Origin of the sequence: Mesorhizobium sp. AR02 (assembly GCF_024746835.1) — a bacterium.
Taxonomy (GTDB): Bacteria; Pseudomonadota; Alphaproteobacteria; order Rhizobiales; family Rhizobiaceae; genus Mesorhizobium.
On record NZ_CP080530.1, the window covers coordinates 533,733 to 556,014 of the forward strand.

At 58.5% G+C, this 22,282-nt stretch carries 18 protein-coding genes and 1 pseudogene; 8 read left to right on the top strand and 11 right to left on the bottom strand.

The window, feature by feature from the left end; all coding sequences use genetic code 11:
• The first annotated feature begins 16 nt into the window (after positions 1-16).
• From DBIPINDM_RS02400 to DBIPINDM_RS02410, 3 genes are read left to right on the top strand one after another with little or no spacing between them, the layout of a single operon-like run.
• Complete coding sequence (locus DBIPINDM_RS02400) at positions 17-1,207, top strand: aminotransferase class I/II-fold pyridoxal phosphate-dependent enzyme (RefSeq protein WP_258581248.1); 1,191 nt, start codon at positions 17-19, stop codon at positions 1,205-1,207.
• Positions 1,208-1,234: 27 nt separating this feature from the next.
• Positions 1,235-2,056 carry a phosphocholine cytidylyltransferase family protein gene (locus DBIPINDM_RS02405; RefSeq protein WP_258580612.1) on the top strand — a complete coding sequence of 274 codons (822 nt, stop codon included), beginning with the start codon at positions 1,235-1,237 and terminating at the stop codon, positions 2,054-2,056.
• On the top strand, positions 2,050-2,646 hold the full coding sequence (locus tag DBIPINDM_RS02410) for a CDP-alcohol phosphatidyltransferase family protein (protein WP_258580613.1): 597 nt from the start codon (positions 2,050-2,052) through the stop codon (positions 2,644-2,646). Before DBIPINDM_RS02405 ends, DBIPINDM_RS02410 begins: the two co-directional genes overlap by 7 nt.
• A 525-nt stretch (positions 2,647-3,171) precedes the next feature.
• Here the strand turns inward: DBIPINDM_RS02410 and DBIPINDM_RS02415 are convergent.
• From DBIPINDM_RS02415 to DBIPINDM_RS02425, 3 genes are all read right to left on the bottom strand, one after another.
• Entirely contained in the window at positions 3,172-4,107 is a 936-nt protein-coding gene (locus DBIPINDM_RS02415) for an IS5 family transposase (protein ID WP_258580614.1), read from the bottom strand.
• A gap of 152 nt (positions 4,108-4,259) precedes the next feature.
• On the bottom strand, positions 4,260-5,384 hold the full coding sequence (locus DBIPINDM_RS02420) for a transposase (protein ID WP_318036872.1): 1,125 nt from the start codon (positions 5,382-5,384) through the stop codon (positions 4,260-4,262).
• A gap of 552 nt (positions 5,385-5,936) precedes the next feature.
• A complete protein-coding gene (locus DBIPINDM_RS02425; RefSeq protein ID WP_416361673.1) occupies positions 5,937-7,232 on the bottom strand; it encodes an LLM class flavin-dependent oxidoreductase in 1,296 nt (431 codons plus the stop codon).
• Positions 7,233-8,003: 771 nt separating this feature from the next.
• Between DBIPINDM_RS02425 and DBIPINDM_RS02430 the strand changes: the two genes are divergently transcribed.
• From DBIPINDM_RS02430 to DBIPINDM_RS02445, 4 genes are all read left to right on the top strand, one after another.
• Positions 8,004-8,828 (top strand): IS5 family transposase, encoded by an 825-nt coding sequence (locus tag DBIPINDM_RS02430; RefSeq protein ID WP_258580616.1) that lies wholly within the window; start codon positions 8,004-8,006, stop codon positions 8,826-8,828.
• A gap of 528 nt (positions 8,829-9,356) precedes the next feature.
• Positions 9,357-10,937 (top strand): asparagine synthetase B family protein, encoded by a 1,581-nt coding sequence (locus DBIPINDM_RS02435; protein WP_258580617.1) that lies wholly within the window; start codon positions 9,357-9,359, stop codon positions 10,935-10,937.
• Positions 10,938-10,985: 48 nt separating this feature from the next.
• A complete protein-coding gene (locus DBIPINDM_RS02440) occupies positions 10,986-12,029 on the top strand; it encodes a DUF4392 domain-containing protein (RefSeq protein ID WP_258580618.1) in 1,044 nt (347 codons plus the stop codon).
• Between the two features lie 80 nt (positions 12,030-12,109).
• Entirely contained in the window at positions 12,110-12,790 is a 681-nt protein-coding gene (locus tag DBIPINDM_RS02445; RefSeq protein WP_258580619.1) for a methyltransferase, read from the top strand.
• Between the two features lie 450 nt (positions 12,791-13,240).
• Here the strand turns inward: DBIPINDM_RS02445 and DBIPINDM_RS02450 are convergent.
• Positions 13,241-13,436: pseudogene (locus DBIPINDM_RS02450) on the bottom strand (IS6 family transposase); the annotation flags it as partial.
• 466 nt (positions 13,437-13,902) lie between these two features.
• On the bottom strand, positions 13,903-14,988 hold the full coding sequence (locus tag DBIPINDM_RS02455; RefSeq protein ID WP_258580620.1) for a DUF917 domain-containing protein: 1,086 nt from the start codon (positions 14,986-14,988) through the stop codon (positions 13,903-13,905).
• Between DBIPINDM_RS02455 and DBIPINDM_RS02460 the strand changes: the two genes are divergently transcribed.
• Positions 14,987-15,265, top strand: coding sequence for a hypothetical protein (locus tag DBIPINDM_RS02460; protein WP_258580621.1), 279 nt, complete (start codon positions 14,987-14,989; stop codon positions 15,263-15,265). The genes DBIPINDM_RS02455 and DBIPINDM_RS02460 overlap by 2 nt on opposite strands.
• A gap of 44 nt (positions 15,266-15,309) precedes the next feature.
• Here DBIPINDM_RS02460 and DBIPINDM_RS02465 read toward each other — a convergent pair whose 3' ends face one another.
• The 6 genes from DBIPINDM_RS02465 to DBIPINDM_RS02490 form a co-directional block, all read right to left on the bottom strand.
• Positions 15,310-16,857 carry a hydantoinase/oxoprolinase family protein gene (locus tag DBIPINDM_RS02465; RefSeq protein WP_258580622.1) on the bottom strand — a complete coding sequence of 516 codons (1,548 nt, stop codon included), beginning with the start codon at positions 16,855-16,857 and terminating at the stop codon, positions 15,310-15,312.
• Positions 16,850-17,776, bottom strand: a complete 927-nt coding sequence (locus DBIPINDM_RS02470; protein WP_258580623.1) for an ATP-binding cassette domain-containing protein — start codon at positions 17,774-17,776, stop codon at positions 16,850-16,852. Before DBIPINDM_RS02470 ends, DBIPINDM_RS02465 begins: the two co-directional genes overlap by 8 nt.
• Positions 17,773-18,618 (bottom strand): ABC transporter ATP-binding protein, encoded by an 846-nt coding sequence (locus DBIPINDM_RS02475; protein ID WP_258580624.1) that lies wholly within the window; start codon positions 18,616-18,618, stop codon positions 17,773-17,775. The genes DBIPINDM_RS02470 and DBIPINDM_RS02475 overlap by 4 nt, the downstream gene beginning before the upstream one ends.
• Positions 18,615-19,502: an ABC transporter permease gene (locus DBIPINDM_RS02480; RefSeq protein ID WP_258580625.1), complete on the bottom strand. Its 888-nt coding sequence runs from the start codon at positions 19,500-19,502 to the stop codon at positions 18,615-18,617. Before DBIPINDM_RS02480 ends, DBIPINDM_RS02475 begins: the two co-directional genes overlap by 4 nt.
• Positions 19,502-20,524, bottom strand: coding sequence for an ABC transporter permease (locus DBIPINDM_RS02485; protein ID WP_258580626.1), 1,023 nt, complete (start codon positions 20,522-20,524; stop codon positions 19,502-19,504). Before DBIPINDM_RS02485 ends, DBIPINDM_RS02480 begins: the two co-directional genes overlap by 1 nt.
• Before the next feature lie 137 nt (positions 20,525-20,661).
• The gene (locus DBIPINDM_RS02490; RefSeq protein ID WP_258580627.1) at positions 20,662-22,227 is read right to left on the bottom strand and encodes an ABC transporter substrate-binding protein; all 1,566 of its coding nucleotides are present in this window, start codon (positions 22,225-22,227) and stop codon (positions 20,662-20,664) included.
• Positions 22,228-22,282 lie beyond the last annotated feature (55 nt).

Sequence of the window (22,282 nt, forward strand, 5' to 3'; positions counted from 1 at the left end):
ATGGATGAAGATGCGAATGTTAGCGCAACGGACAACTTTGTTGAAATCGTCGGGGACTGCGGCCGCCCGCGCCGCGGCGAAGGCTGCGGCTGATGCCGGGATGGAGATCGTTGACCTCGCGGCCGGCGAAATCTGGAGCGAGCTTGCTCCAACGATTCGCCAGGGCGCGATTGAGGCGATCAACAAGAGTGTAAACCGCTACACCGACTCAGTTGGCACGACGGAGCTTCGCGAGGCGCTGGCGCGGAAGGTCTCCCGCGACACGGGGCAGATCTGGAAGGCCGAGGAAATTGCAGTTACTGCCGGAGCCAAGCAGGCCTTGTTCAATACCGCAATGGTGCTTCTTGACCCAGGCGACGAAGTTATCATCCCGGCACCGTATTGGACAACGTTTCCGGTCCAGGTGCTGATCGCCGGCGGCAAACCGATCTTCGTCGATACTCGCTCCAATGGCTACGTGCCGCGCATCGAAGACATCGAAGCCGCCATCACCGAGCGATCACGAGCGATCGTCGTCAACACGCCGAACAATCCGACGGGCTCGGTCTATGACACCCAGACGCTGACAGCGATTGCCCAGCTCGCAATAGCAAGGGATCTCTTGATCATTTTCGATGAGTGCTACGCCGATTTCGTTCATGGAGAAGAAGCGCATCAGCCTATTGTCTCGCTCGTTCCGGAAGTTCGATCGCGCACCCTCATCGTCAACGCATTCAGTAAGTCTCTGGCGCTCACGGGATGGCGGATCGGTTATCTGGCGGGCCCCAAAGAAGTCATCGACGCTGTGAAGGCGTTGCAGTCGCACACGACATCAAACCCAAACGTCGTAGCCCAGCACGCCGTGCTTGCGCATCTCCAACGCAGTGACGGCTCTTACGAGGCTGGGCTTCGAGCACAACTTGCAAGTGCCAGACAGATAGGCCTCAGTGTACTTTCCTCGCTCACACGGGTTCCAATCCCAAAGGCACAAGGCGGATTTTATTTCTACCTCGACATCTCCGCGCTCGTTCGGCCGGCGCGGCAGGAGGACGGCATCCGCTCCCCCGACGAAATCGTGAGCGCATTGCTCACGGACGCTGGTGTGGCGGCGGTCTCGGGGTCCGCTTTCGGTGACCCTATGGGCCTTCGTCTGTCCTATGGCATCCCAACAAGCCAATTGGTGAGCGGCCTCGCTCGCCTCACGAAGCTTCTCAATTCCTGGAATTGAGAGCGCAAAGTCTGAGGAGAGAGTACGATGTTGAACTCGGACGTACCTCAATCCGCAATTATACTTGCGGCCGGCATGGGGTCTCGACTCCGTCCCTATACCAATACGCGGCCGAAGCCCCTTGTCGAGGTCCACGGCGTTCCGATAATTCACAACGCTCTGGCGAACCTTAGCTCCGTTGGCGTCGGCTCGGTCACGATTGTCGTGGGATATCGTAAAGATGCAATTGAGTATGCTTGCGGCGAGCAGTTCGCTGGCATCGACATCACTTATGTTGAATCCACCATCTTTGATCGCACCGGAAGCGCATATTCATTATGGCTCGCCCGTGACGCACTCCTGCGCGGAGACGTTTACTTGTTGGAGGGCGACGTCTTCTTTGAACTTGAGGCCATCAGATCATTGACCATAGACAGCCGCTCGGATGTGGCCGCCGTCGCACCATTCACGGAGGAAATGGAGGGTTCGGCAGTCCTATTGAATGATGACGGCGACATAGTAGAGATCCGGATGGGGCAGACCGGTGGCGACCTCCATTCGGCGGAAGTCCAGCTTTTCAAGACGATGAATCTGTTTCGTTTCTCGATTGGCACTCTGTCGAAGACCCTTGTTCCGACGCTGAATGAATTCATCGAAGCTGGCGATACGTCGATCTACACGGAACAACTCCTTGCGTACTTGATCGCGAAACGGGGAATGAAGCTCGCCGCGGCACGATGTGATCACGTTCGGTGGTACGAAATTGACTGCGTGGCTGACTTGCGGATTGCTGAAGAGATATTCACTCCGGCCGCTGCGGTGGGATCGGGCATCTCCATTGGACACCAGAATGGGAGAGATCAATGCTGAAAGAACTGAAAGACCCCGCCAATTTAGTTACAGTCGCTGGTCTGCTGATTTCCGTCCTTAGCATCAATTTGGCGATCGAGGGACGTTCAGAGTTGGCGGTCGCAACTGCTCTTTGGGCTCTCCTAGCGGATCATCTCGACGGCGTCGTGGCCAAATGGACCGCTAACCGCAGCGACATTACGAAGAATGTGGGTAAGAGCCTAGATTCGCTTGCGGACCTCGTTAGCGCCGGGATTTTTCCAGGCATCCTCCTGACCACGCTTAGTGGCGGCGCCACGTGGGCAATTGCAATCGCCGGCGTGCTGGGCTTGGCAAGTGCGCTCCGCCTCAGCTATTTCGGTTCGGTCGGCCTTCAGGGCGGCAACTTTATCGGTGTTCCCACGACCTATGTGCTGCCCGTTGTTGCAGCGATTTTCATGCTCAAGCCATGGTTCCCCGGCAGCCTTTTTGTTCATGCACTGGGGATCAGTCTGCTCACCGTCGCCATCTTCCATGTCAGCCCCTTACGAGTGCCGCCGACTAGGGGCGCAATGTACGGGGTGGTGACGGCCTACTGCGTCCTCTCATCGGCTCTGCTGGCGTTTCGCTAACCGGGTGAAAACTCGCATTTTGGCGAATGCTGCGAGAACTGGATATCTCGCGGCGATGTCTTCGCTCTCTCGGGAACTGGCGAGGTATGCGAGCCAGCAGGGCCTGCAGAATTCCTCGAAACGTCGAACAACCTCAAGACCAAAAAGTGACAGCCTGTGCCTCCCATCAGAAGGACATTGACAGGAGCAAGCCGTACGCGGGCGGTCATCCTCGCCGCAGGCATGACATTGGTTCTGCTCGATTTCTGGCGGCTCGCGGCGTTTGACACACGCGCAGGATGTCCATTTCATGCGGCATCACCATCGCGCTTTTCATGCCCTTTTGGCACGGTTCGTGGGAGTGTTCGCCGGCTTGTTGACAAGTCACAGCCAACCAGTAATGAGACCTGTGCGCGGGAAGCATTTAGCGTTGATTTTGTTTGATCTTTTCCGCTTCCGGGGTAAAGGGTGCAAAGATATCAGCGCCGACGTCGTCGGCTGTGTCTTCTGACGCTCTCGTGTGAGCGTCAGTGGTGTTTTTGCCCGCTATCCAGCCATAGTGATGACCTTCAAACTGCGTTTCATATTGTAGGCGATGGCAGTGATGCGAATTTGAACGCCTGCCTTTGCCAGCCCTCGCCATCGCATCCGGCGAAGGCCGTAGCTTCGTTTCCACGTGCCAAAGATCTTCTCGATCCGGCCACGAATGCGATGGATCGGTTGGTTCCAGGCCTCAAGGCGTGCCAGTGTTTCGGCTTCGTCCCGTCCCCACATGCCGGTGGCGACGATGCGTGGCGTTCCACCCTTGGCACGCACCGCGTCGCCGAAATGATTGCCGCGATAGGCGCTATCGGCAAACACCTGGCCGGGATTGTCAGGCAGAGCATCGGGACCGGCCTTGCCGTCGTTGATGTTGGCGGGTGTGACGGCGATCTCCTCGACCAGAGCTGTATCGGCGTCGGCACCGACATGGGCCTTGAAGCCATGAACCGCTGGTCGGCCCTTATGCTTGACCCAATGGCCCTCTTCGTCATCCTCACTGGCCGAGGCGATGATCGTCGCATCGACAAGCGTGCCGGTCTTCACCTGAATCGCTTTGGCCTTGAGCTGGCCGGTGATCTCGTCGAACAGCGTCTTGTCCAGACCATGGGCCACAAGAGCCTTTCGAAAACGCACGAAAGCCGTTCGCTCAGGTGTCTGCTCTTGAGCCGAAAACCCGCAGAACCGTCGGAACGATCCTCTGTCGTCCAACGCCTCGGCAAGCTTGACGTCGGACAAGTCGTAGCAGATCGACAGCAGCATCGCCTTGAACAAGGCCTCTGGCGGCCAGGCAGGCTCGCCCTTCGAAGAGCAGGAAATCACACAAAGGGCCTGATCGATCGGCACCCAGTCAATCAGTCTGGCAAGCGCATCCAAAGACGAATGCTGGCCGCGATCAACGGCAAAACCAAACTTTTCCTGACCAATGCGCCGACGTGACATCGCATGTAACCGGGGCAGATTACCGGGCAGTCAGGCTTGAGCGGCTTGCCTAACGAGATCCGGGAGCGGCGGAATCGACTCTTGTGTTGGTATGCCGAGGCGGTCGCCGAGATAGCGGAAGAATGAGACGTCGAGCTTGATGCAGGTCTTCATCAGGCCGAGCAGGACGTCGCGGGCGTTCTTGCCTGCCTCGCTTGACGGTTCCGCCGGAGATCTTGCGCTTGGTGACCGTGGTGGCGGATCGCCCCCCACATCGCCCCTTCGGTGGCGATCCTGACTGGGTTGGGCTCAACCGCGAGCTGGTCGAGGCCGAGTGCGGCCAGATGCGCCTGCCATGCGGCGCTGTCGGCAAATGCCTTGTGCGGCGCAGCCGCCAGCCGCGCGATCACCGGACCGGCGAGGTTGCGGCCGCGCATATAGGCCAGGGCCTCTTCATTGATGAAGTAATCGCTGTGCCCGGCACGCAGCGTCGCCAGGAACGCCTCCCGTGACTTCGATCGCCCGGTGCGGAACGCGGTGAAGCGGCGATCGCCGATCTGGGTGGTGTAGCCGTCCTGGTGGGCGTGGCGCGCCGACGTATCATCGACGGTGATCCAGGGCGCCGTAGCCAGCCCGGCGCGCAGCACGTCACGGTCCTCCGCCGCGAAGGCCTCCAGGCCCTCCGAAATCAGCCGCACCACCTGGCGCTTCGAAATGTCGACCCCGATCCCGGTCAACAACGCCGTCAACCGCTCCGTCGTCACCTGGCCTTGAATGTGACAGGCCAGAATGAAGCGGCGCAGGTTCGCGCCCCAGCCGCCGATGATCCCCGCCGGCAAGGGCGCCACCATCGTTTCGCCGGTCGGTGTCACCCAGCGCTCGCGGCGATAGCGCACCACCTCGGCCGACAACGCCAGATCGCGCACCAGGATCGTCTCATACCCCTTGAAGCGAGAGCCCGCAGGAGCGCTCACCGCAACCGTCACCTCGCGGCTCACGCGACCGCCGTCGCGCTTGGCGCCGCGCCGGCGGCGCTTGCCCTTGCCAGATGTCGGCTGCGTCGCCTTCTCCATGCCCGATGGCTTGGTCGGCTTGACCGGGGGACGCGGCGGCAGGTCCTTCAGCCGGGCGATCTCATCCTTCAGGGTCTGGTTCTCGGCGCGTAGCGCCTGGTTCTCGATCTCAAGGCTCTCGACCCGGCCTTGAAGACCGCGCACTTCGCCGATCAGCGCAGAAACCAGCCCGCGGAGTTCCGCGAGCGACAGGCCTTCAAGCGAATCAGTCGGTGGTAGCGTCACGCAAAGGGTGAATCACGAAAGCACGCGCCTGCAAACCCCCACCGCCCGGTAATCTGCCCCGGTTACACATCGCATCCCCCAATCCATTGTACTGATTGAGAGAATCACACATCAACACGCCAGTCCAGACACCCGCGCACAGGTCTCATAAGAGCCAATTCCTGGCCCTGTTGAAAAGCGAGCCTGCGCGAGATCGAGGCAGGGCTGATGAGCCACTCGGCGCGGCTTTATGATTCGCGCGGGCGCCCAGTGGCGCGGACGACGCTGGCATATGCCAATGCCAGGCGGCCGGCGCGCCTCTTCGCGCACATGGCCGCCGTCGCCGGCCGCCCGAGCTCCAGCAGTCGGCCGATGCCGTACGCATCCTCGATGCCACGCGGGTGCAACTGTCCTCGCTGAGCGACGGACGGTTGACACCGTCAAGGTGCGCGCGCCGTCAAATTGCACATTGTCTTCGAACCGCGCGCCGACGCTCCGCTGACGGAGTCCGGCGAAGCTAATTCGGTACAAGTTCCAATGTGGACCGACCCCGTCTACGATTCACGACGAGGGTTACACCACCGGCGCAATAGGTTCATTTCCCATTTGGTTCGTCCGTTTATTCCCGGGTCGCCTTAATCCAAGATTTTCACGCAGCGTAGCTCCACTATACTCAGAGCGGAATAACTTTCTCCGCCGAAGTTCGGGAACAATAAGTTGAACGAAGTCATCCAAACCGTCAGGGAACGTTGGAGGCATTATAATAAAGCCATCGGCCGCGCCCCCCGTATAAAACTGCTCCATCTGGTCGACGATTTCGGCCGGCGAGCCAACGCAGACCAAATGTCCTCTTCCAATGGCGAGGCTAGCCGCGAGTTGCCGAATTGTTAACCGCTTATTCCTTGCAGTATCGAGCAGCAGTTTTTGGCGACTCTGCATATTGTTTGTTTCACCCAAGTCATCGGGAACCTGCTCGTCAAGAGAAAACTTCTCGACATCGATTACGTAGCCAAGGAGTCGCTTGGCCAGTTCAACAGCAATGTCTTCGTGGATTAGCGATTGAAGTGCATTTAGTTTTTCCCCAGCTTCTTGCGCCGTCGGTGCCACGATTGGAACAATCCCCGGCATCACAAGAAGGTCCGCATCAGATCGACCAAAGTCCCCTGCGAACCCCTTGACGGATTTATAAAACGCTTTCGCATCTTCGATGCTTTGCTGTGCCGTAAAAATCAGTTCGCCATATTGGCCCGCGAACCTGGTACCAGTGGGCGAGCTACCTGCCTGTGCAATGACTGGATATCCTTGAGGCGAGCGCGAAATATTTAAAGGGCCACGAGTTGCAAAGTATTTTCCAATGTGGTTCAAGAAGTTCACTTTATGTGGATCAAAGAATAGTCCGGCGTCACGCTGTTTGACGAATGCATCATCCGCCCAACTGTCCCACAATCCTTCTACGACCTCGACAAATTCGGCTGCGCGTTCGTATCGTTCTTCGTGGGGTGGTAGCGCCCGCAGGTTGAAATTTTGTGCTTCAAACGGGTTAGCCGAGGTAACAATGTTCCAGCCGATCCGACCACAGCTCAGATGGTCGATCGATGCAAATACCCGCGCGAGATTATATGGCTCATTGAATGTAGTAGATGCTGTAGCCACCAAACCGATGTTTTTGGTAGCCATGGCCAAGGCTGCCAGCAAGGTCGTGGGCTCGAACCCAACAACTCGCCCAGATCGCGACATCGCTTCAACCGTTGATTCGCGCACACCGGCAGTGTCAGCTATGAATACAAAATGTAGTGCGGCAGCCTCCGCTTTCGCTGTATAGGATTTATACCGCTCGATATTAGCGCCCGCATCGGAATGTGCGTTCATATGACGCCATCCAGCCTCATGATGGCCGCCAGGGCGCAGAAAGACACCTAGTACCATTTGGTCTATACGCATAACGTTCTCCTTCAAAGGCGCACTGTGATTTGGCGTGACCTATTTCTTGGGCGTGTCTTGTCTTCCCCATCACGAGTACTGAGGCCGCTCGGCGTTTCGCAAGACTTAACCTTTGGCACGTTCAAGCCGACGACGTTCGCTGGGTGGTGCTGTGCGATTGTGGTTATCGCCGCCAACCATGCCGATTGAGGGCGCTCGGACCGCATGGGGTATGCCCATCCCTCGATATGCTGGTTCTCGAGCAGACCTTTGATATTTCGCTCTCCTTCCGTCGCGCCCGCGTTCGCGACGGCACCCGCTACAGGAATATTCGTGGGCAGCTCCTACCGCCGTCGCGACGAAGGAGCATCAAAACTCGTGCCAATTCCGTGGAAGGAGCAGGCGAGAAATGTTCTGCGAACTAGCGTCGGCCAAAGTCACGGGAGCAATCAAGGGGAACCAGGCAAAAAACCATCGCGGCGCGGCGAAGAAAATCGCTTCATAATCAGTTGCCAGTTTTTTCCACCAGCGATGTCCGGACCTGTCCGGACCTAGCCTCTTGCGTTCGAAGCCGAACGCGAATGTCGGAAGTCCGACAAAATGGTGACCAGATCCGGGCTGCTGCAGGAGAAAAGTCGTGCAAGGCAACCAGTAAGAGGCTGTTTGGAAAATCGGATTTGAGGGGTTTCGTTTGCGCATGAAGTCTGATTCAGAGCGTGGATGTGGACCGAACAGAGCCGTGGCGGTGTTGCCAAGATCGCGCGTAAGACGAAGCGTTATCCGTGTGATCTGACAGATGAGGAATGGGAGCGGATCGCGCCACTGATGCCGGTTCCTGGTCGGCGTGGGCGTCCCCGCGAGGTGGATTTTCGGGAGGGAATCAACGCGGTGCGCTATCTGGTGCGCTCAGGCTGTGGGTGGCGGATGTTGCCCATTCATTTTGGGCCGTGGCAGACGGTCTATAGCTGGTTCCGCGAGTTGGCACGGCGCTTCCTGTTTCAGACGATCCACGACGTGGAACTGATGCTCGACCGCGAGCGGCAGGGCCGCGAACCTTCACCCAGCGCTGGTGTGATTGATAGTCAGTCGATCAAGGCACCCCATGCAAAAGCACGAGGCTACGACGCGGGTAAGAAGATCGTCGGGCGCAAGCGCCATATTGCGGTCGATACGGACGGACGGCTCCTGATGGTCAACCTGACCACCGCTGACATCTCCGACAGCGCGGGTGCGCAGGCGATACTCGACGGCATCCGCAAACGCTGGCCGTGGGTCAAGCATCTCTTCGCCGACGGGGCCTATGACCGGCTCAAGCTGATGGATAAGGCCTGCTATCTCGACTTCATCGTCGAGATCATCCGCCGCTCCGACGACCAGAAAGGCTTCAAGGTTCTACCGCGTCGCTGGGTCGTCGAACGGACGTTCGGATGGATGATCCGGTGGCGACGCCTCGTGCGCGATTACGAGCAGCGCATCGATGTCTCGCAGGCCATGATCCTCGTCGCCATGGGCGGCATCATGCTACGCAGAAACGCCCATCCGTGATTTTCCAAACTGACTCTAACCGAATCCGGCATGCAACTTGCTCGACGGATCTCAGCAGGCAGATGGCAATGGCAACCCCTAAGCGGTTTGTGGAGACACGCCTATGTGTGGCAGCCATTACAGGCGGTTTTGCCAAAAGAGATAGTGGAGGTGAGACAACATGGGTAGGAGCATTCTGATGTGCGGATATCATCATGGCTTGCTACGCGCCTTACGCGCGCTTCTTATTTTGGCATCCCTATTGCGAGACGGTTCGATAAGACGCAGATCTTTTCGCATGTTCCGCTTGTCGAAAGACGACAAAGTTTCGCGTTACCCGCTCTATTGTGATGTGCCTGTGTTCGCAGTGTTATATTTCCTCAAGTCGACGATTCGGGCCCATTTGGATACCATTCTAAAAGTACATTTCCTTAGCATGGCGGTATTCCGTGTCGCATCAATCCAAATCCCGACTCCAGGGGCGCTGATGTACGTTGCCATCATTGTTTTCAGTGTGGCGGCCTCCATGTCGCTCGTTGGAGTGCACCTATGACAAGTATCGCCCTTTCCCCAATCGGGGCGCTGTGGGGGATCGTCGGCGCCAAGACACACGGCACGGTGGAGATGGGGGCCGCGCTGAGACACCGCGGTTGCGACATGGCCATTGAGGAAGGACCAACATTCTCCTTTGGCGCCCGACATTCCGGTGAGATCTCGCCTATTTCTGTCGATGACGACATCGCCGTTGTCTATTCCGGTTTCCCATTTGTCGTCGATGAAGAGACAAGGATACCGCGTTATCTTTCGGCAGAAGGCATCAGGACGGAATTCCTCAGATTCGGCGCCGATTTCTTCCGAGTTCTATGCGGTCACTACGCAATCGCAGTCTACTGCCAGACTCGTCACCAGTTGATCCTTGTTCGCGATGCGTTCGGTGTGCAGAGCCTTTCGTGGGCATCATCGAATGAAAATTTTGCCTTTTCGACGGAGTATAAGGCACTGTTGTCACTGCCGTGGGTTGAACGAAACCTTGACCACGATGCCGCCCACCGCTTCGTTGATGACGGCTGGGCGCCAGCGGGGCGAACCTTTCTGCGGCACATTTCCATGGTGCTGCCGGGATCAATCCTCATATGGCAGAATGGAAATCTTGAGACGATCCACCTGCGTGAAGATTTGTGCAAGACACGCCCACCGTTCAAACCGATTTCAGTTCCTCACGTAGAAATGGCGGTTCGAGAGACGATCGGTTGGCAGGCGAATGATTTTTCACCGAGATATGGGGTGATGCTTAGTAGTGGCGTCGACTCCGCGGTAATAGCGGCGACCCTGAGGCGAATTCGCAGGGATTCTGAGATTCACACATTCACTGTCGGCTATGGTTACGACGATCCGGAGATTATCGGCGCGAGCGCGACGGCGAGCCTTCTTGGGACACGCCATCATGAAATCATAGTTCGGCCCGACGCCCTCACCGAACTACTGAAGGAAACTATTATCGCTGTGGACAATCCTGGCGGTTACGAAGAGTTCCCTTGCCTTTATGCTCTGCATCAGGAAGCGCGACAATTTGTGGACATCATATTCTCTGGCAATGCTGCTGACACGTTGTTTGCAGGCATGCCGTATCATCGGGATTTGCTTTCGACCGATGACGCAATCTATCGGCGGCTATGCAACGACCTCACTGTTCGCGACGAGCGCCTCGCTGCGCAGGAACTCTTGGCTGGTAGACATGGTCTCTCTTTTCGGATGCCCTATGCGGAACGCATTCTTATAGACTTGGCGCTTGAAGTCCCTGACTTTCAAAAACTCACCCCTGAGAATGATAAAATTATCTTTCGTGAGGCGGCGCGGCAAATTCTGCCTGACGAAATCACCATGCGTCCCAAGCGGATTCAACAACTCCTCTATGACGACAGTATGTGGTCTTGGTTGGCCGAGCGGATTGATTGGATTTGCTCAAACGCCATTCTTCGGAAGCATTCCCTCGAAGACCTCGAACGGATAGCAATCCTCCCGCCCCGTAATGTCGCACTTACGGAAGAGAGCTTCAAAACCGCTTGGAATCTGGTCTCGCTTGCGACATGGGCGAGTATCTACCTGGCGGATAACGAGGCGCCTGGCTAACTATCAACCTGATTCGACAAAACAATCAATATCAACTGGAGACGAACCGTGGCCGACTACTTTTCCTACTTAGGTCTACGACATTCTAAAGAAGAACTTATCCAACGGTTTGGACTTGAGCTGGATAAGTTAATGACGCTTGACTTAAACCTAACCGGGCGACCATCGTATCTCTATTCGCTGGAGCGGGATGGGTCAGGGGAAGCGAGTTCAACCGCTTTTGCACAGCTTCTCTTGAACTCTCTCGCCTCAAAGGATGTCGCTATTCTTGTGACCGGGTGGCCGGTTAGGTCTTCGATTGACGTTTCGATCGGCGAGGCCGATGGGCCGATCGGGGCAGCGGCCATTGCGCGTGCTCTTCACTTGACGACTGGTGCAGTCTCCCTTGCGATGGCTCCCGCGCCTTTGGCTGCACAAGTTGCAGCAGCATTTAGAGCCGCAGGCGCCACGATCATCGATTTTGAGGCGTTCAAAAGGCTTTCAAAGGGGAACGAAAGGCTCTTTGGCGTTGCGATCGTCGGGCTAGATATTGATTGCGACCTGTCGAACTATTTTGCTGAACTGTTGCAAAACATCAAACCGAAGACGGTCATTGCGATTGAGCATTACGGCTTTTCGGCTGAGGGCAAGCCGTATCATGGGACCGGTAACGTTGTAGAACCAGGAATAGCGCTCACACATTCATTATTCGACCAGGCCATGGCCGAGGGCCTAATTTGCGGTTCGTGTGTCGACAATCCCAATGAGGTTGGAACGAGCCGTCTTCACGACGCTCGTGTTAAGCATCCACCCATGGCAAACGACTTTGCTAACCTTCTCGTGGGAAGCTCTGCCAATAGCGCAGCCTTTGCATTGTGTGCCGCGCTTGCAGGATTGTCCGCTACGCCCACAGCGGCTTTTCCCGGTAGTTTGGATGAAGCTGGGATCACAGCAACGTTGGCCCATGGAGCGATCGATCCCTTCAGCGGAACCGCGGATCCATCGTTCGGCGTCGATACGATTGAGAGCCCCTACCATGCGTGGATAGCAGATCTTATGGGGCGGCTCGCTAAAGGGTACTGCGTGGCGACCGCACCGGAACTTCACTTATAAATGGCTCGGCTGCACAAGTCACCAATCCATCCAATCACTCGAAAAGGCTCATACGTTGAGCCTATTTGAGGAGGAACGATATGTCAGATCTTGATCGGGTCAGGGCGAGGCTTGCACTCAGCCAACAGCACACCTTTCCGCTGCACATGCAGGCGTTTGGAATGGACTTGGTTGTAAACGAGGGCGTTTTTTCCCCACGCGATTTTCACAGTTGGCGCTGGTATGCTGAGATCTTTCCTTCTGTTGCTGGCAAAAGCGTTCTGGAAATTGGGTGCGGCTTCGGCCTCCCAGGACTGTACCTCGCGAGACTCGGCGCAACATCCTTGGTTGCTTGTGACATTGACCCCAAGGCCGTCGCTAATACGCTAGAAAACGCCGCAAGAAACGGCATCCGGAATGTAAAGGTAATCCAAAGCGACATCTTCAGTAATATCTCGCCAGATCAAAAATTTGATTTTATATTTTGGAATTGCCCATCGATCTTTGCGCCAAGCGACTACGAGTATAGGGACAGCCTCGAACGAGGGGCCATCAATCCAGGTTACAAATTGCTTCGCCGCTTTCTTTCAGAGGGCCCAGCCTTCCTCACAGAAGCGGGCAGTATCCTCCTAGGCTTGGCCAGCGATGCACGCGACGATCTCCTCTCAGAAATTCTCATGGCGAACGGTCTAGCCTCCGTACTTCTCGGATCTAGCTCCGACCGACACGTGAGCGTGACTTACAGGATTTTCTCAATCGGTAAAAGAAGCCGAAAGCAATGATTGCATCGCAAGCCAACATAACTGGGACGTAACTTTTGTGGAAACCGACGATCTAAGCATTCTTATTGATTACGTCGACCAATTCTATCGTGCAAATGGTTGCCTCGCGGATCGCCTCGGGTATTATATCGAGTTTGTTACGGTATTGCGTCTCAAGATTGCCCATTGCCTTTTCTATTTCACCAATCCGGGGTGACGCTGACACCAAAACGGTCGGCGATGTTCTTCATCTCAATTGATGTGCGCGGAGGACGCTTCCGGAGCACCATCACATCACCGACGTGAGGCGGCCATATACTTGTCCTGTGTTGTTCCCTGTGTTCTTGGCGTCGCGCGCAGCAGCTTTCTCTGCTTCATACCCGGGTAACTCAAAATTCGTGCCACTCAGACCCGCTCTGCCGCACACTTGGAAACGCGGTAGTCAACCGAACCACCTCTGCCTGTCCGCCAGGCAGCGAGGATATGGAACTGCTCGGCGGTCGACGGGCTGGGATTTGTAGGCATACGTCGCCTGTCGCTTGCGCATGATGTGGGTCATGTCGATGCCGGAGGGGATAACCACGGCGTTCGCTAGCGACTTGAGGCCTAGCATCGATCGGATGCGGCGCTTGACACGCCGGTGATATTGTTCGACCCGATTGTCGAGATTCCGCCATGCCTGGAGCGACAATGTCGTGGCAGGCAATGACCTCCTCTGCCGCATGCAATCGGTTAGGCTATGGATTAAGTATCCTGTTCGCTGGATGGGATGGATTGCGCGGCGGTTTCGGCGCCGGGTCGTTTTGCTTGTGCCTTTTGGTGCAGAAGCTATTTGGCGTCAAACCCGGAGCAGAGCCAGCTTACCCTTGCAATCAGATGCGCGGCGTAGCTCGTCTATTATCGACCACTGGTTGGTGTAGACGGTGGCCGACGCACGTTACGCGCCCGAGCGTTGCAATGATCAGACGGAATCGCAATAACGATAATGCGTTCAGTACTCGGCGATAGCGAACTCATCTCACCGATCCTCCGTGAAGGACATTTTCCACTGACAAGTGGAACTTGTTGTCTGCTTAGGCGCGATGCAATCAAACGGACTTACTAAAAGATCTCAAACTGCCCCCATCCGATGCCTACGATGCGAAATTGAACGGCTTGTAATCCCTGTCGTAGCCGAAATAGCGAGGTCCTACGAGGGCGATGCCCTCCGGTGTCCGCCATTGCGGATTGCATGGTATGGCCAGGGCCACCAACCGCAGGCCGTATTTCAGCGAATCTGTTGTCACCGGGTTGCCGCTGTCGGGTTCGACCAGAGTAATCAGATCTGGTGTGGTGACCAGAACTTCACCGTCGCGCTCGGCCATCAGGAATTCGTTCTGGAAGTCGAGCTTGAAGGTGTGGCCGCGCCAGTCTTCGAGTCCGTCAAAACGGGCAGTGCCGCGGGCGAAACCACCGACCGTGCGTCGGTCAATGTCCTTGAGCCTTCCATGGAAGACGATCTTGGCGCCGAGCATGTCGACAACGGCCGCAACTGGGTCTTCATGTACCGCCCGGGCATCGCGCAGCGTCAGGCCGAGATTGGCGCAGAGCGTCACGGTGCCGCGCACCACCGCTCTTTTCGCCACTGCTCCGCTCATCGGATAGAAGGCGAGCAGCGCCGAGCCGCCCATTTCGATCGTGGCCGCGCGCGCTAGCCGTTCGGTCCAGGCGTTGCTGACGGTTTCGAGCACGATTGAGTTGCCCTTGTCATCGCAAAGCACCATCGGTGTCGACGAGACGCCGTGCATGGTGAAAGTTACCATCTGCAGTTCCGGATAGGCGCGGCCCATGCCGTCGCCATCGACCAGCGGCAGACCGCTCGCGGCCGCGACCACGAACGGTATCGTCGAGTTGATGCCCCCAGCTTCGATGCAGAGGACCGCATCGATCTTGCGGCCCATCCGCTGTTCGAGTTGCCGGAAGGCGTTCATCAACTCATTGCCCTGCGGGAGCTTTTCGGTCATCACCGTCGGCGCGCCCATCATGCAAACGGGCACGACCAAGGCATCGTCGGAGAGTTCGCCGACATCGATGATCTTCACCGGCCCATGCTTACGGATCGCTTGCTGCGCCATCAGTTTGCCGACATAGGGATCGCCGCCACCGCCGGTGCCCAAGATCGCGCCGCCGACGGCGATGTCGTCCATATCCTCGGCATAGACGGTCCGTAGAGTCTTCATGATTCTGATCCTGTCAAAACTGTTTGAAAATGAGTTCGGGATAGCCCGAGGCTTTCGGCCCGACGATTTTCAGCGCCCGCGGCGGCATCCATCAGGCGTACGCTGCCAGGCCGATGATGGCGGTCGCGCCGATACCGCCGACTTCGCCTACCCGGCCATCGACGGGCAGTGCTTTGAGCGGCATGACAAGGATCTTCGCACGCCGGAGCACTTCACGAGTCCGGAGCATGCCGACACACCGATTGCCGCTGTCGGCGCCGAGCGGCGCAGCGCCTAGCGCCAGCGGCACGGGACCTACCTGGTTCCTTGAGTCTCACAGGATCACGCGACATGCAATTCACCCACGGCTTTGACGCGCACGCGCGTGGCATTGCCTGGCAGATAGGCGAGCGGCACATCCTCTACATCGACGATCTCGACGCTGTCGCGCGACGCGCCCGCTGCCACAGCGGCATCGATGGCACGCGCCTTGGCATCGTCGAGCGCCTGATCGCGGCCGATTTCGGCCAGCGCGTAGACGCGATCGATCTCGCCGGAGACCTGGGCGATTGCAGCCCCGACGGCATTGGCGACACCGAAATGGTTGGGCTTGATGACCTCAAGGCCGCCGATCGGACCATTGACCAGGATCGAACCGCCCCCGACGACGATGACGGGAAGGGGGCCGGGCGAAAGGCGCGAGCGCTCCACGCAATCCTCCAGCATGGAAAGGATTTTCGCCTGGGTGCGGTCGAGCAGGTCTTTCGGCAATTGCGCCACCCTGGCCTTGTCGCCAAGCTCGGCATTGCCGGCAGCAACGGTGATGTCGGTCGTGGTCAGCGTCTCGCCGCCAAAGATCAGCGCCTCGGTGTTGATGCGATAACCGACCGAGGTCGGGCCGACCTTGACGCCATGTTCGCCGTCCACCACCAGCGAGCCGCCGCCGAGGCCAATCGAAAACACATCCGGCATGCGGAAATTGGTGCGCACCCCACCCACTTCGACGGCAACCGTCGCCTGGCGCGGGAAGCCGTTCTGCAGCGAACCGACGTCCGACGTCGTGCCGCCGATATCGACAACGATAGCGTCATCGACACCCGACAGGAAAGCGGCACCACGCATGGAATTGGTCGGCCCTGAGGCGAAGGTGAGCACCGGGAATTTCTCGGCAAAGGCCGCGTCCATAAGCGTGCCGTCATTCTGGGTCAGGAAGAAGCGGCCCCTGATGCCGGTCTCGGCAATGGCCTTGCGGAAGGCTTCGATTACGTGGGCCGAGAGATCGCGAAGGCAAGCATTCATGATCGCCGCATTTTCGCGCTCGAGCAGGCCGATGCGGCCGATATCGGAGGAAAGGGTGATATGCGCACCCGGCAGCGCCTTGGCGAAAATCTCGCCGGCGCGCTTCTCGAATTCGTTGGAAACCGGCGATAGGACCGAGGTGATAGCGATCGAATTGATGCCTCTCACCTTGATCTCCGCGGCGATGCCCAAGAGCTCTTCTTCGTTGAGCGGGGAGATCACCCGACCATCGAATTCATTGCCGCCATGGGCAAGCCAGGCATGGTTGCCGATCGCCGTCTTCAGGTCCTCGGGCCAATCGACCATCGGCGGCAGCGAGGCGGTCGCTGGCAGGCCGAGGCGAACCGCAGCCGTCGGCGCCAAATCGCGGCGCTGTACGACGGCATTGGTGAAATGCGTGGTGCCGATCATCACCACATCGACGGCACTTGCCGCCATTCTGGATGCGGCCAGCACATCCTTCAGCGCATTGACGACGCCGCTCATGACATCGGCCGTGGTTGCGGACTTGACGCCGGCCACCACTTGCGTGCCATCCATCACGACGGCATCGGTATTGGTGCCACCGACATCGATCCCAATTCTAATCATCCTGGTTGTTCCTCGTTGAAGTCTTGTTTGCATTCGACGCCTGAGCGGCGGCGGAGGCTCCCCTGAGTTCGATGAGTTTCTCGGCCGTCGGAATCTCACCGTCGATCAGCTGAATCTTGGGGCGCATCGCAACCTCCTCGGCCGAGATCACCGGCACCGAGGCGAGAAGCAGTTGCGTGTAGGCATGCTGGGGACGGTAGAAGACCTCGTCGGTCTTCCCGGTCTCGACGAGCTTGCCCCGATAGAGGATGCCGACACGGCTGGCGAAATTGCGCATCAGGCTGAGATCGTGCGAGATGAAAAGATAGGTCAGGTCGAGCCGCCGGCCGAGATCGACCAGCAGGTCGATGACCTTGGCCTGTACCGATACGTCGAGCGCCGAAGTCGGCTCGTCCAGCACCAGCAGTTTCGGCGCCACAGCGAGTGCGCGGGCAATGGCGACGCGCTGTTTCTGACCGCCGGAAAGCTCATGCGGAAAACGCTCGGCGAAATTTGCCGGCAATTGCACCATTTCCAGCAATTCCGAAATCCGTTGCGCGCGCTGCAGCGACGGGAAGCCATGGGCGTCGAGCGGGACAGCGACCGACTGGCCCACTGTCCGCCGCGGGTTCAGCGATGAGCCCGGGTTCTGGAACACCATCTGGACTTTCTTGCCATGGGCGCGCGAATGCGCACCGGCCGCGATCATCTCGCCGTCGATCCGGATTTCGCCATAGCTCGGCGTCTCCAGCCCCATGATTAGCCGTGCGATCGTCGACTTGCCCGAACCGCTTTCGCCGGCGAGGCCATAGACGGCGCCGCGCTCGATAGAGAAACAGACGTCGTCCACCGCGCGCACTTCGCCAATGTGACGGCCAAGTGCGTTGCGGATTGGGAAGCACCGCGACAGGTTACGGATTTCGAGCATCGGCCCAGTCATGCTCCAACCTCGGCCGATCCGAACCGCATACCGCCGGTCAGCCGCGGCACGGCGGCAATCAAGCTCCTGGTGTAATCGCTTTTCGGTGCTTCGAAGATCGCGGCAGTAGGACCTTCCTCCACCACCGCGCCCTTGTTCATGACATAGACATGATGGGAGGTTTCGCGCACAACGCCAAGATTGTGGGTGATCATGAGGAGAGCCAGCCCGCGCGCCTGGACAAGATCTTTCAGGAGCTTCAGTATCTGCGCCTGCGTGGTCACATCGAGGGCCGTGCCCGGCTCGTCGGCGATCAAGAGCCTGGGTTCGCTGAGCAGGGCCATGGCGATCAGGATGCGCTGGCGCATACCGCCGGAAAGCTGGATGGGGTAGGAGCGGGTCAGCCGCTCCGGATCGTGCATTCTGACCTGTTCGAGCACGTCATGCACCCGCGCCATACGCTCGCGGCGGCCGCGCGAGCGGCCAAGACGTTTGTCGGCATATTTGAGGATGGTGCCCATCTGGTCACCGACGGTGAAGACCGGATTGAGCGAACTCATTGGGTCCTGGAACACCATCGACATCGCCGTGCCGCGCAGCTTCAGCCGCTCACTAACCGGCATGGTCATCAAGTCGGCGCCACCATAGAGGATACGGCCGGAGGTGATGCGGGCCGGCGGCTCGCGCAGCAGGCCCATGATCGCCTTCATCGTCACTGTTTTGCCGGAACCGCTCTCACCCACCAAAGCCACCTGCGAATGGGCCGGCACGTCGAGCGAGACGTTGTGGAGCACCCGATTGGTACGGCCATAGGTCGTGAACTCGACAGAGAGATCCCGGACGGAAAGCAAAGCCCCGCTCATTTGACCTCCTGAACATCGAAGAGATCGCGCAGGCCATCGCCAAGCAGGTTGAAGCCGAGGGCTATGAACAGGATGGCGAAGCCGGGCAACACCGATTCCCACCAGTAATCCGGCAGGAAGGCCGAGCCCTGGGACACCATGGTACCGAGATCGGGCGTCGGCGGCTGGATGCCAAGACCGAGGAAGGAGAGCGATGCGCCAACAAGGATGACGAAGCCACAATCGAGCGAGGTCTTGACCGCGAGCGCCGAGACGCAGTTCGGCAGGATTTCGTGGAAGAGAATGTGGAATTTCGAGGCACCCAGCGTTTCCGCCGCTTCGACAAATTCCTGGCTGCGCAATTGCCGTGCGATCGAATAGATCAGCCGGGTGTGCCAAGTCCACCAGAGACCGGCGATCGCCAGCATCGAGTTGATGAGATCAGGCGACAGCACTGCGGCAACGGCCAACGCCATGACCAGCGGCGGGATGGCAAGCGCGATGTCTGTCAACCGCATGATTACGGCCTCCACCCAGCCGCCGAAATAGCCGGCCAGCAAGCCAAGCACGGTACCGAACGGTACGGCGGTGCCGACCACCACCAGTGCCAGCAGCAGCGAGATGCGGGCGCCGAAAAACACCCGGGTGAAGATGTCGCGGCCGACATTGTCGGTGCCGAACCAATATTCTGCGGAAGGCGGCAGGTGCCGGGCGCGGAAATTGACGGCGGCGCCGACATGTTCGGGATGCGGCGTGATGTAGGGGGCGAAAATGGCCGCGAGGATCGTGAGGATGACGATCGCCGCCCCGATCGCCGCCGTCGGATTGCGCGAGAAGCGATACCAGTTCTGATAGGCGTTGGAGAGGCGCAAGGATTCAGTTGCCAAGGTTTCGAGCTCGGCCATCAGCGATGCCCCCAAATGCGGACGCGGGGATCGACGAAGCCTACCAGCACGTCGATAACGAGATTGACCAGCACGAAGAACACGCCGGAGACGATCACCACGCCCATAACGGCGTTGAGATCCTTCTGCATGATCGTGCGCACGCCATAGGCCGCCATGCCCGGCCAGGCGAACACCAGTTCGATCACGAAGGCATTGCCGATCAAGGACGCGAATTCCAGCCCGGATATGGTGAGCGGCGGCACGAAGCTGGGCCGCAGCATGTATTTGAATACCCTGAGCCGCTCTGGAATGCCGAAGGCGCGGGCTGCCTCGATATAGTCCTGGCTGGAGACATCGATCATCGAAGCGCGGGTAATGCGGGCGATCTGGCCCATGGTCGCGGCGGAAAGCGCGATCGACGGCAGCAGCAGGTAGCGCCATGCCTCGCCAAAAACGTCCAGTCGACCATGGAGAAGGGAGTCTATCGTTATCAGGCCGGTAATGTCGGCCGAAAAGGTCATGGTCGGCGGCAGTCGCCCGGTGGTCGGCAGGATGTGCAGCACATAGCCGGCCAGAATCTGCAAGAGAAGCGCAAGGAAGAAGCTTGGTGTCACAGCCGAGACGATGGCGATCAGCCGCACGAGATTATCCGGCCATTTGTCCTTCCAGCGGGCGGCCATGACGCCGAGCGGCACACCGAGCACAAAGGCCAGACTGATGGTCGCCAGTACCAGTTCGAAGGTTGCCGCGAATGTGTCGCGGATGTCGTCGTTAACCGGCCGCTTGGTGAGCAGCGACAGGCCCAGATCGCCTTTGGCGAGGCCGGAGACGAACATGCCATATTGCTCGTAGAGCGGTCGGTCGAGGCCGAGGCTGTGGGACAGCCCATTGACCTGCTCCTGCGTCGCCCGCGGCCCGAGCGCCAGCCGGGCCGGGTCGCCCGGCATGCCGCGGGCGATGCCGAAGATCACGATCGACAGGCCCACGAGGACGAGGATCGACCACAGTATTCGCCGGACGAGGGAAAGCAGGAATTCCAACTAAAGAAGCCTTCTCTGAGCGAATGGGACAACAGCGTTTGCGCCGGGAGCAGCCGTCGATGGCGGATCACCAGTCAGCGTCTCGAGGTCCGGCCCCTTCCATTCGCGGAAGAGGCCGGTCTCGGGAGGCAACGCGGTTATTTGCAGATCCAGGAATAGCGGGCGAAATTATAATCGAAGGACTGCATCGGCACGGCATTGAAGCCAGTCAGACACTTGTCCATGGCATGCTGCACGCGCTGAGTCAGCAGGAACACATCCGGCTGCGCTTCGACGATCTTGTGCTGCAATTGCTTGTAGATCTCGGCCTGCTTCTTGACGTCGACTGTCGAGCGGGCGTCGTCGATCATCTTGTCGATATCCTTATCCTGCAGCCATTCCATCGACATCCAGGTGCCGGCCGATTTGGAATGGTACTGAGCATAAAACATCGAATCCGGCGAAGGATAGGTCGGACCGAAGAATATCTGGTTGATCGCCGGCGTCGTCTCCACCTTCGAGGCGAGCTCGGTCACCCGGTTCCACGGATTGGATTGTTGGGTCACCTTGAAGCCAATCTGCTCGAGATTGGATTGCATGAGCAGGCCGATTTCTTCCTCGTACTTGGTGCCGGCCTCCCAGCCGAGCGTGATCGGGATTTCCTGGCCGGCATATTTCGATTGCGCGATCTCCGCCTTTGCCGCTTCGAGGTCGTATTTCTGCTCCGGCAGGTCCGAGGCATAGAAATCCGAGAAACCGTTTGGCAGCGGGCCACGCATCTCGCCTCCAGGATAAATGTCGTGGCGGACAGTCTGGTAGTCGGTGGCGAGCGCGATCGCCCGGCGGATATGCACGTCGTCGGTCGGCGGCACCTTGGTGTTGAGCTTCAGGTAGAAGGCGATCGTCGTGTCCTGGCTGACGATGTTGAACCGCCCCATTTCCTCAAGCGCCTTGTAGGTATCGGGGGACTGGAACTGGCTCGACATCGTCAGTTCGCCGGAGGCCGCCAGCGATTTCACCGTTGCCTCGTCATTCGTGATGATGAAGCGCACCTCGTCGATCGGGCCTTTGCCAAAACCCTTATAGTAGTTCTTGTCGCGCACGATCGTCATCTTCGCGCTGCGGTCCCAGTCCTTGAGCTGATAGGCGCCGGCCCCGGCCGCATGGGTGGCGAAATAGGTCTGGCCGTCGTCGCTGCCTTCATTGGCCTTGGCGACCTTGGAATTGACGATGAAGATCGCCGGCACCGTGCTCAGGAAGGGCGCGAAGGTCTTTTCGAGCGTGAACTTCACCGTCTTGTCGTCGACGGCGGTCACCGAGCCGGGCCTGAGCACGCCGGCAAACAGCGTCGCCGGACCTTGGTTGATCTTCAGCAGGCGATTGACGGTGTAGACGACATCGGCGGCGGTGACCGGCGAGCCGTCCGAGAATTTGGCGTCGGCACGCAGCTTGAACGTCGCCTCCTTGGCATCCGGCGACATCGACCAGCTTTCGGCCAATTCGGGCACCAAATTGCCCTTGGAATCGACGGTGACCAGGCCGTCATAAAGGTTCACGGCGGCCATGTAGTCGGTATAATCGGAGATCTTGGCCGGGTCGATTGTGCTGAAGATTTGCACCGTGTTCATGGTAACGACCGTTTCCGCGGAAGCAGTGGAAACGCCGGCCGAGCCGATCATCAGCGTCAACGCCGTGGTGGACGCGAAAAATCTGAGCTTGTTCATAGCGACTCCCGGTTAGCTTCGTTCCCAGCGGCCTTCGGCCGTCTTGTCGATCGTT

What these genes read in the sequence shown, in the direction of transcription:
- DBIPINDM_RS02400 (WP_258581248.1), top strand. Translation starts at nt 17, where the DNA reads ATGTTAGCGCAACGGACAACTTTGTTGAAATCGTCGGGGACTGCGGCC.
- DBIPINDM_RS02405 (WP_258580612.1), top strand. Translation starts at nt 1,235, where the DNA reads ATGTTGAACTCGGACGTACCTCAATCCGCAATTATACTTGCGGCCGGC.
- DBIPINDM_RS02410 (WP_258580613.1), top strand. Translation starts at nt 2,050, where the DNA reads ATGCTGAAAGAACTGAAAGACCCCGCCAATTTAGTTACAGTCGCTGGT.
- DBIPINDM_RS02415 (WP_258580614.1), bottom strand. Translation starts at nt 4,107, where the DNA reads ATGTCACGTCGGCGCATTGGTCAGGAAAAGTTTGGTTTTGCCGTTGAT.
- DBIPINDM_RS02425 (WP_416361673.1), bottom strand. Translation starts at nt 7,232, where the DNA reads ATGAACGCACATTCCGATGCGGGCGCTAATATCGAGCGGTATAAATCC.
- DBIPINDM_RS02430 (WP_258580616.1), top strand. Translation starts at nt 8,004, where the DNA reads ATGTGGACCGAACAGAGCCGTGGCGGTGTTGCCAAGATCGCGCGTAAG.
- DBIPINDM_RS02435 (WP_258580617.1), top strand. Translation starts at nt 9,357, where the DNA reads ATGACAAGTATCGCCCTTTCCCCAATCGGGGCGCTGTGGGGGATCGTC.
- DBIPINDM_RS02445 (WP_258580619.1), top strand. Translation starts at nt 12,110, where the DNA reads ATGTCAGATCTTGATCGGGTCAGGGCGAGGCTTGCACTCAGCCAACAG.
- DBIPINDM_RS02460 (WP_258580621.1), top strand. Translation starts at nt 14,987, where the DNA reads ATGATTCTGATCCTGTCAAAACTGTTTGAAAATGAGTTCGGGATAGCC.
- DBIPINDM_RS02455 (WP_258580620.1), bottom strand. Translation starts at nt 14,988, where the DNA reads ATGAAGACTCTACGGACCGTCTATGCCGAGGATATGGACGACATCGCC.
- DBIPINDM_RS02465 (WP_258580622.1), bottom strand. Translation starts at nt 16,857, where the DNA reads ATGATTAGAATTGGGATCGATGTCGGTGGCACCAATACCGATGCCGTC.
- DBIPINDM_RS02470 (WP_258580623.1), bottom strand. Translation starts at nt 17,776, where the DNA reads ATGACTGGGCCGATGCTCGAAATCCGTAACCTGTCGCGGTGCTTCCCA.
- DBIPINDM_RS02475 (WP_258580624.1), bottom strand. Translation starts at nt 18,618, where the DNA reads ATGAGCGGGGCTTTGCTTTCCGTCCGGGATCTCTCTGTCGAGTTCACG.
- DBIPINDM_RS02480 (WP_258580625.1), bottom strand. Translation starts at nt 19,502, where the DNA reads ATGGCCGAGCTCGAAACCTTGGCAACTGAATCCTTGCGCCTCTCCAAC.
- DBIPINDM_RS02490 (WP_258580627.1), bottom strand. Translation starts at nt 22,227, where the DNA reads ATGAACAAGCTCAGATTTTTCGCGTCCACCACGGCGTTGACGCTGATG.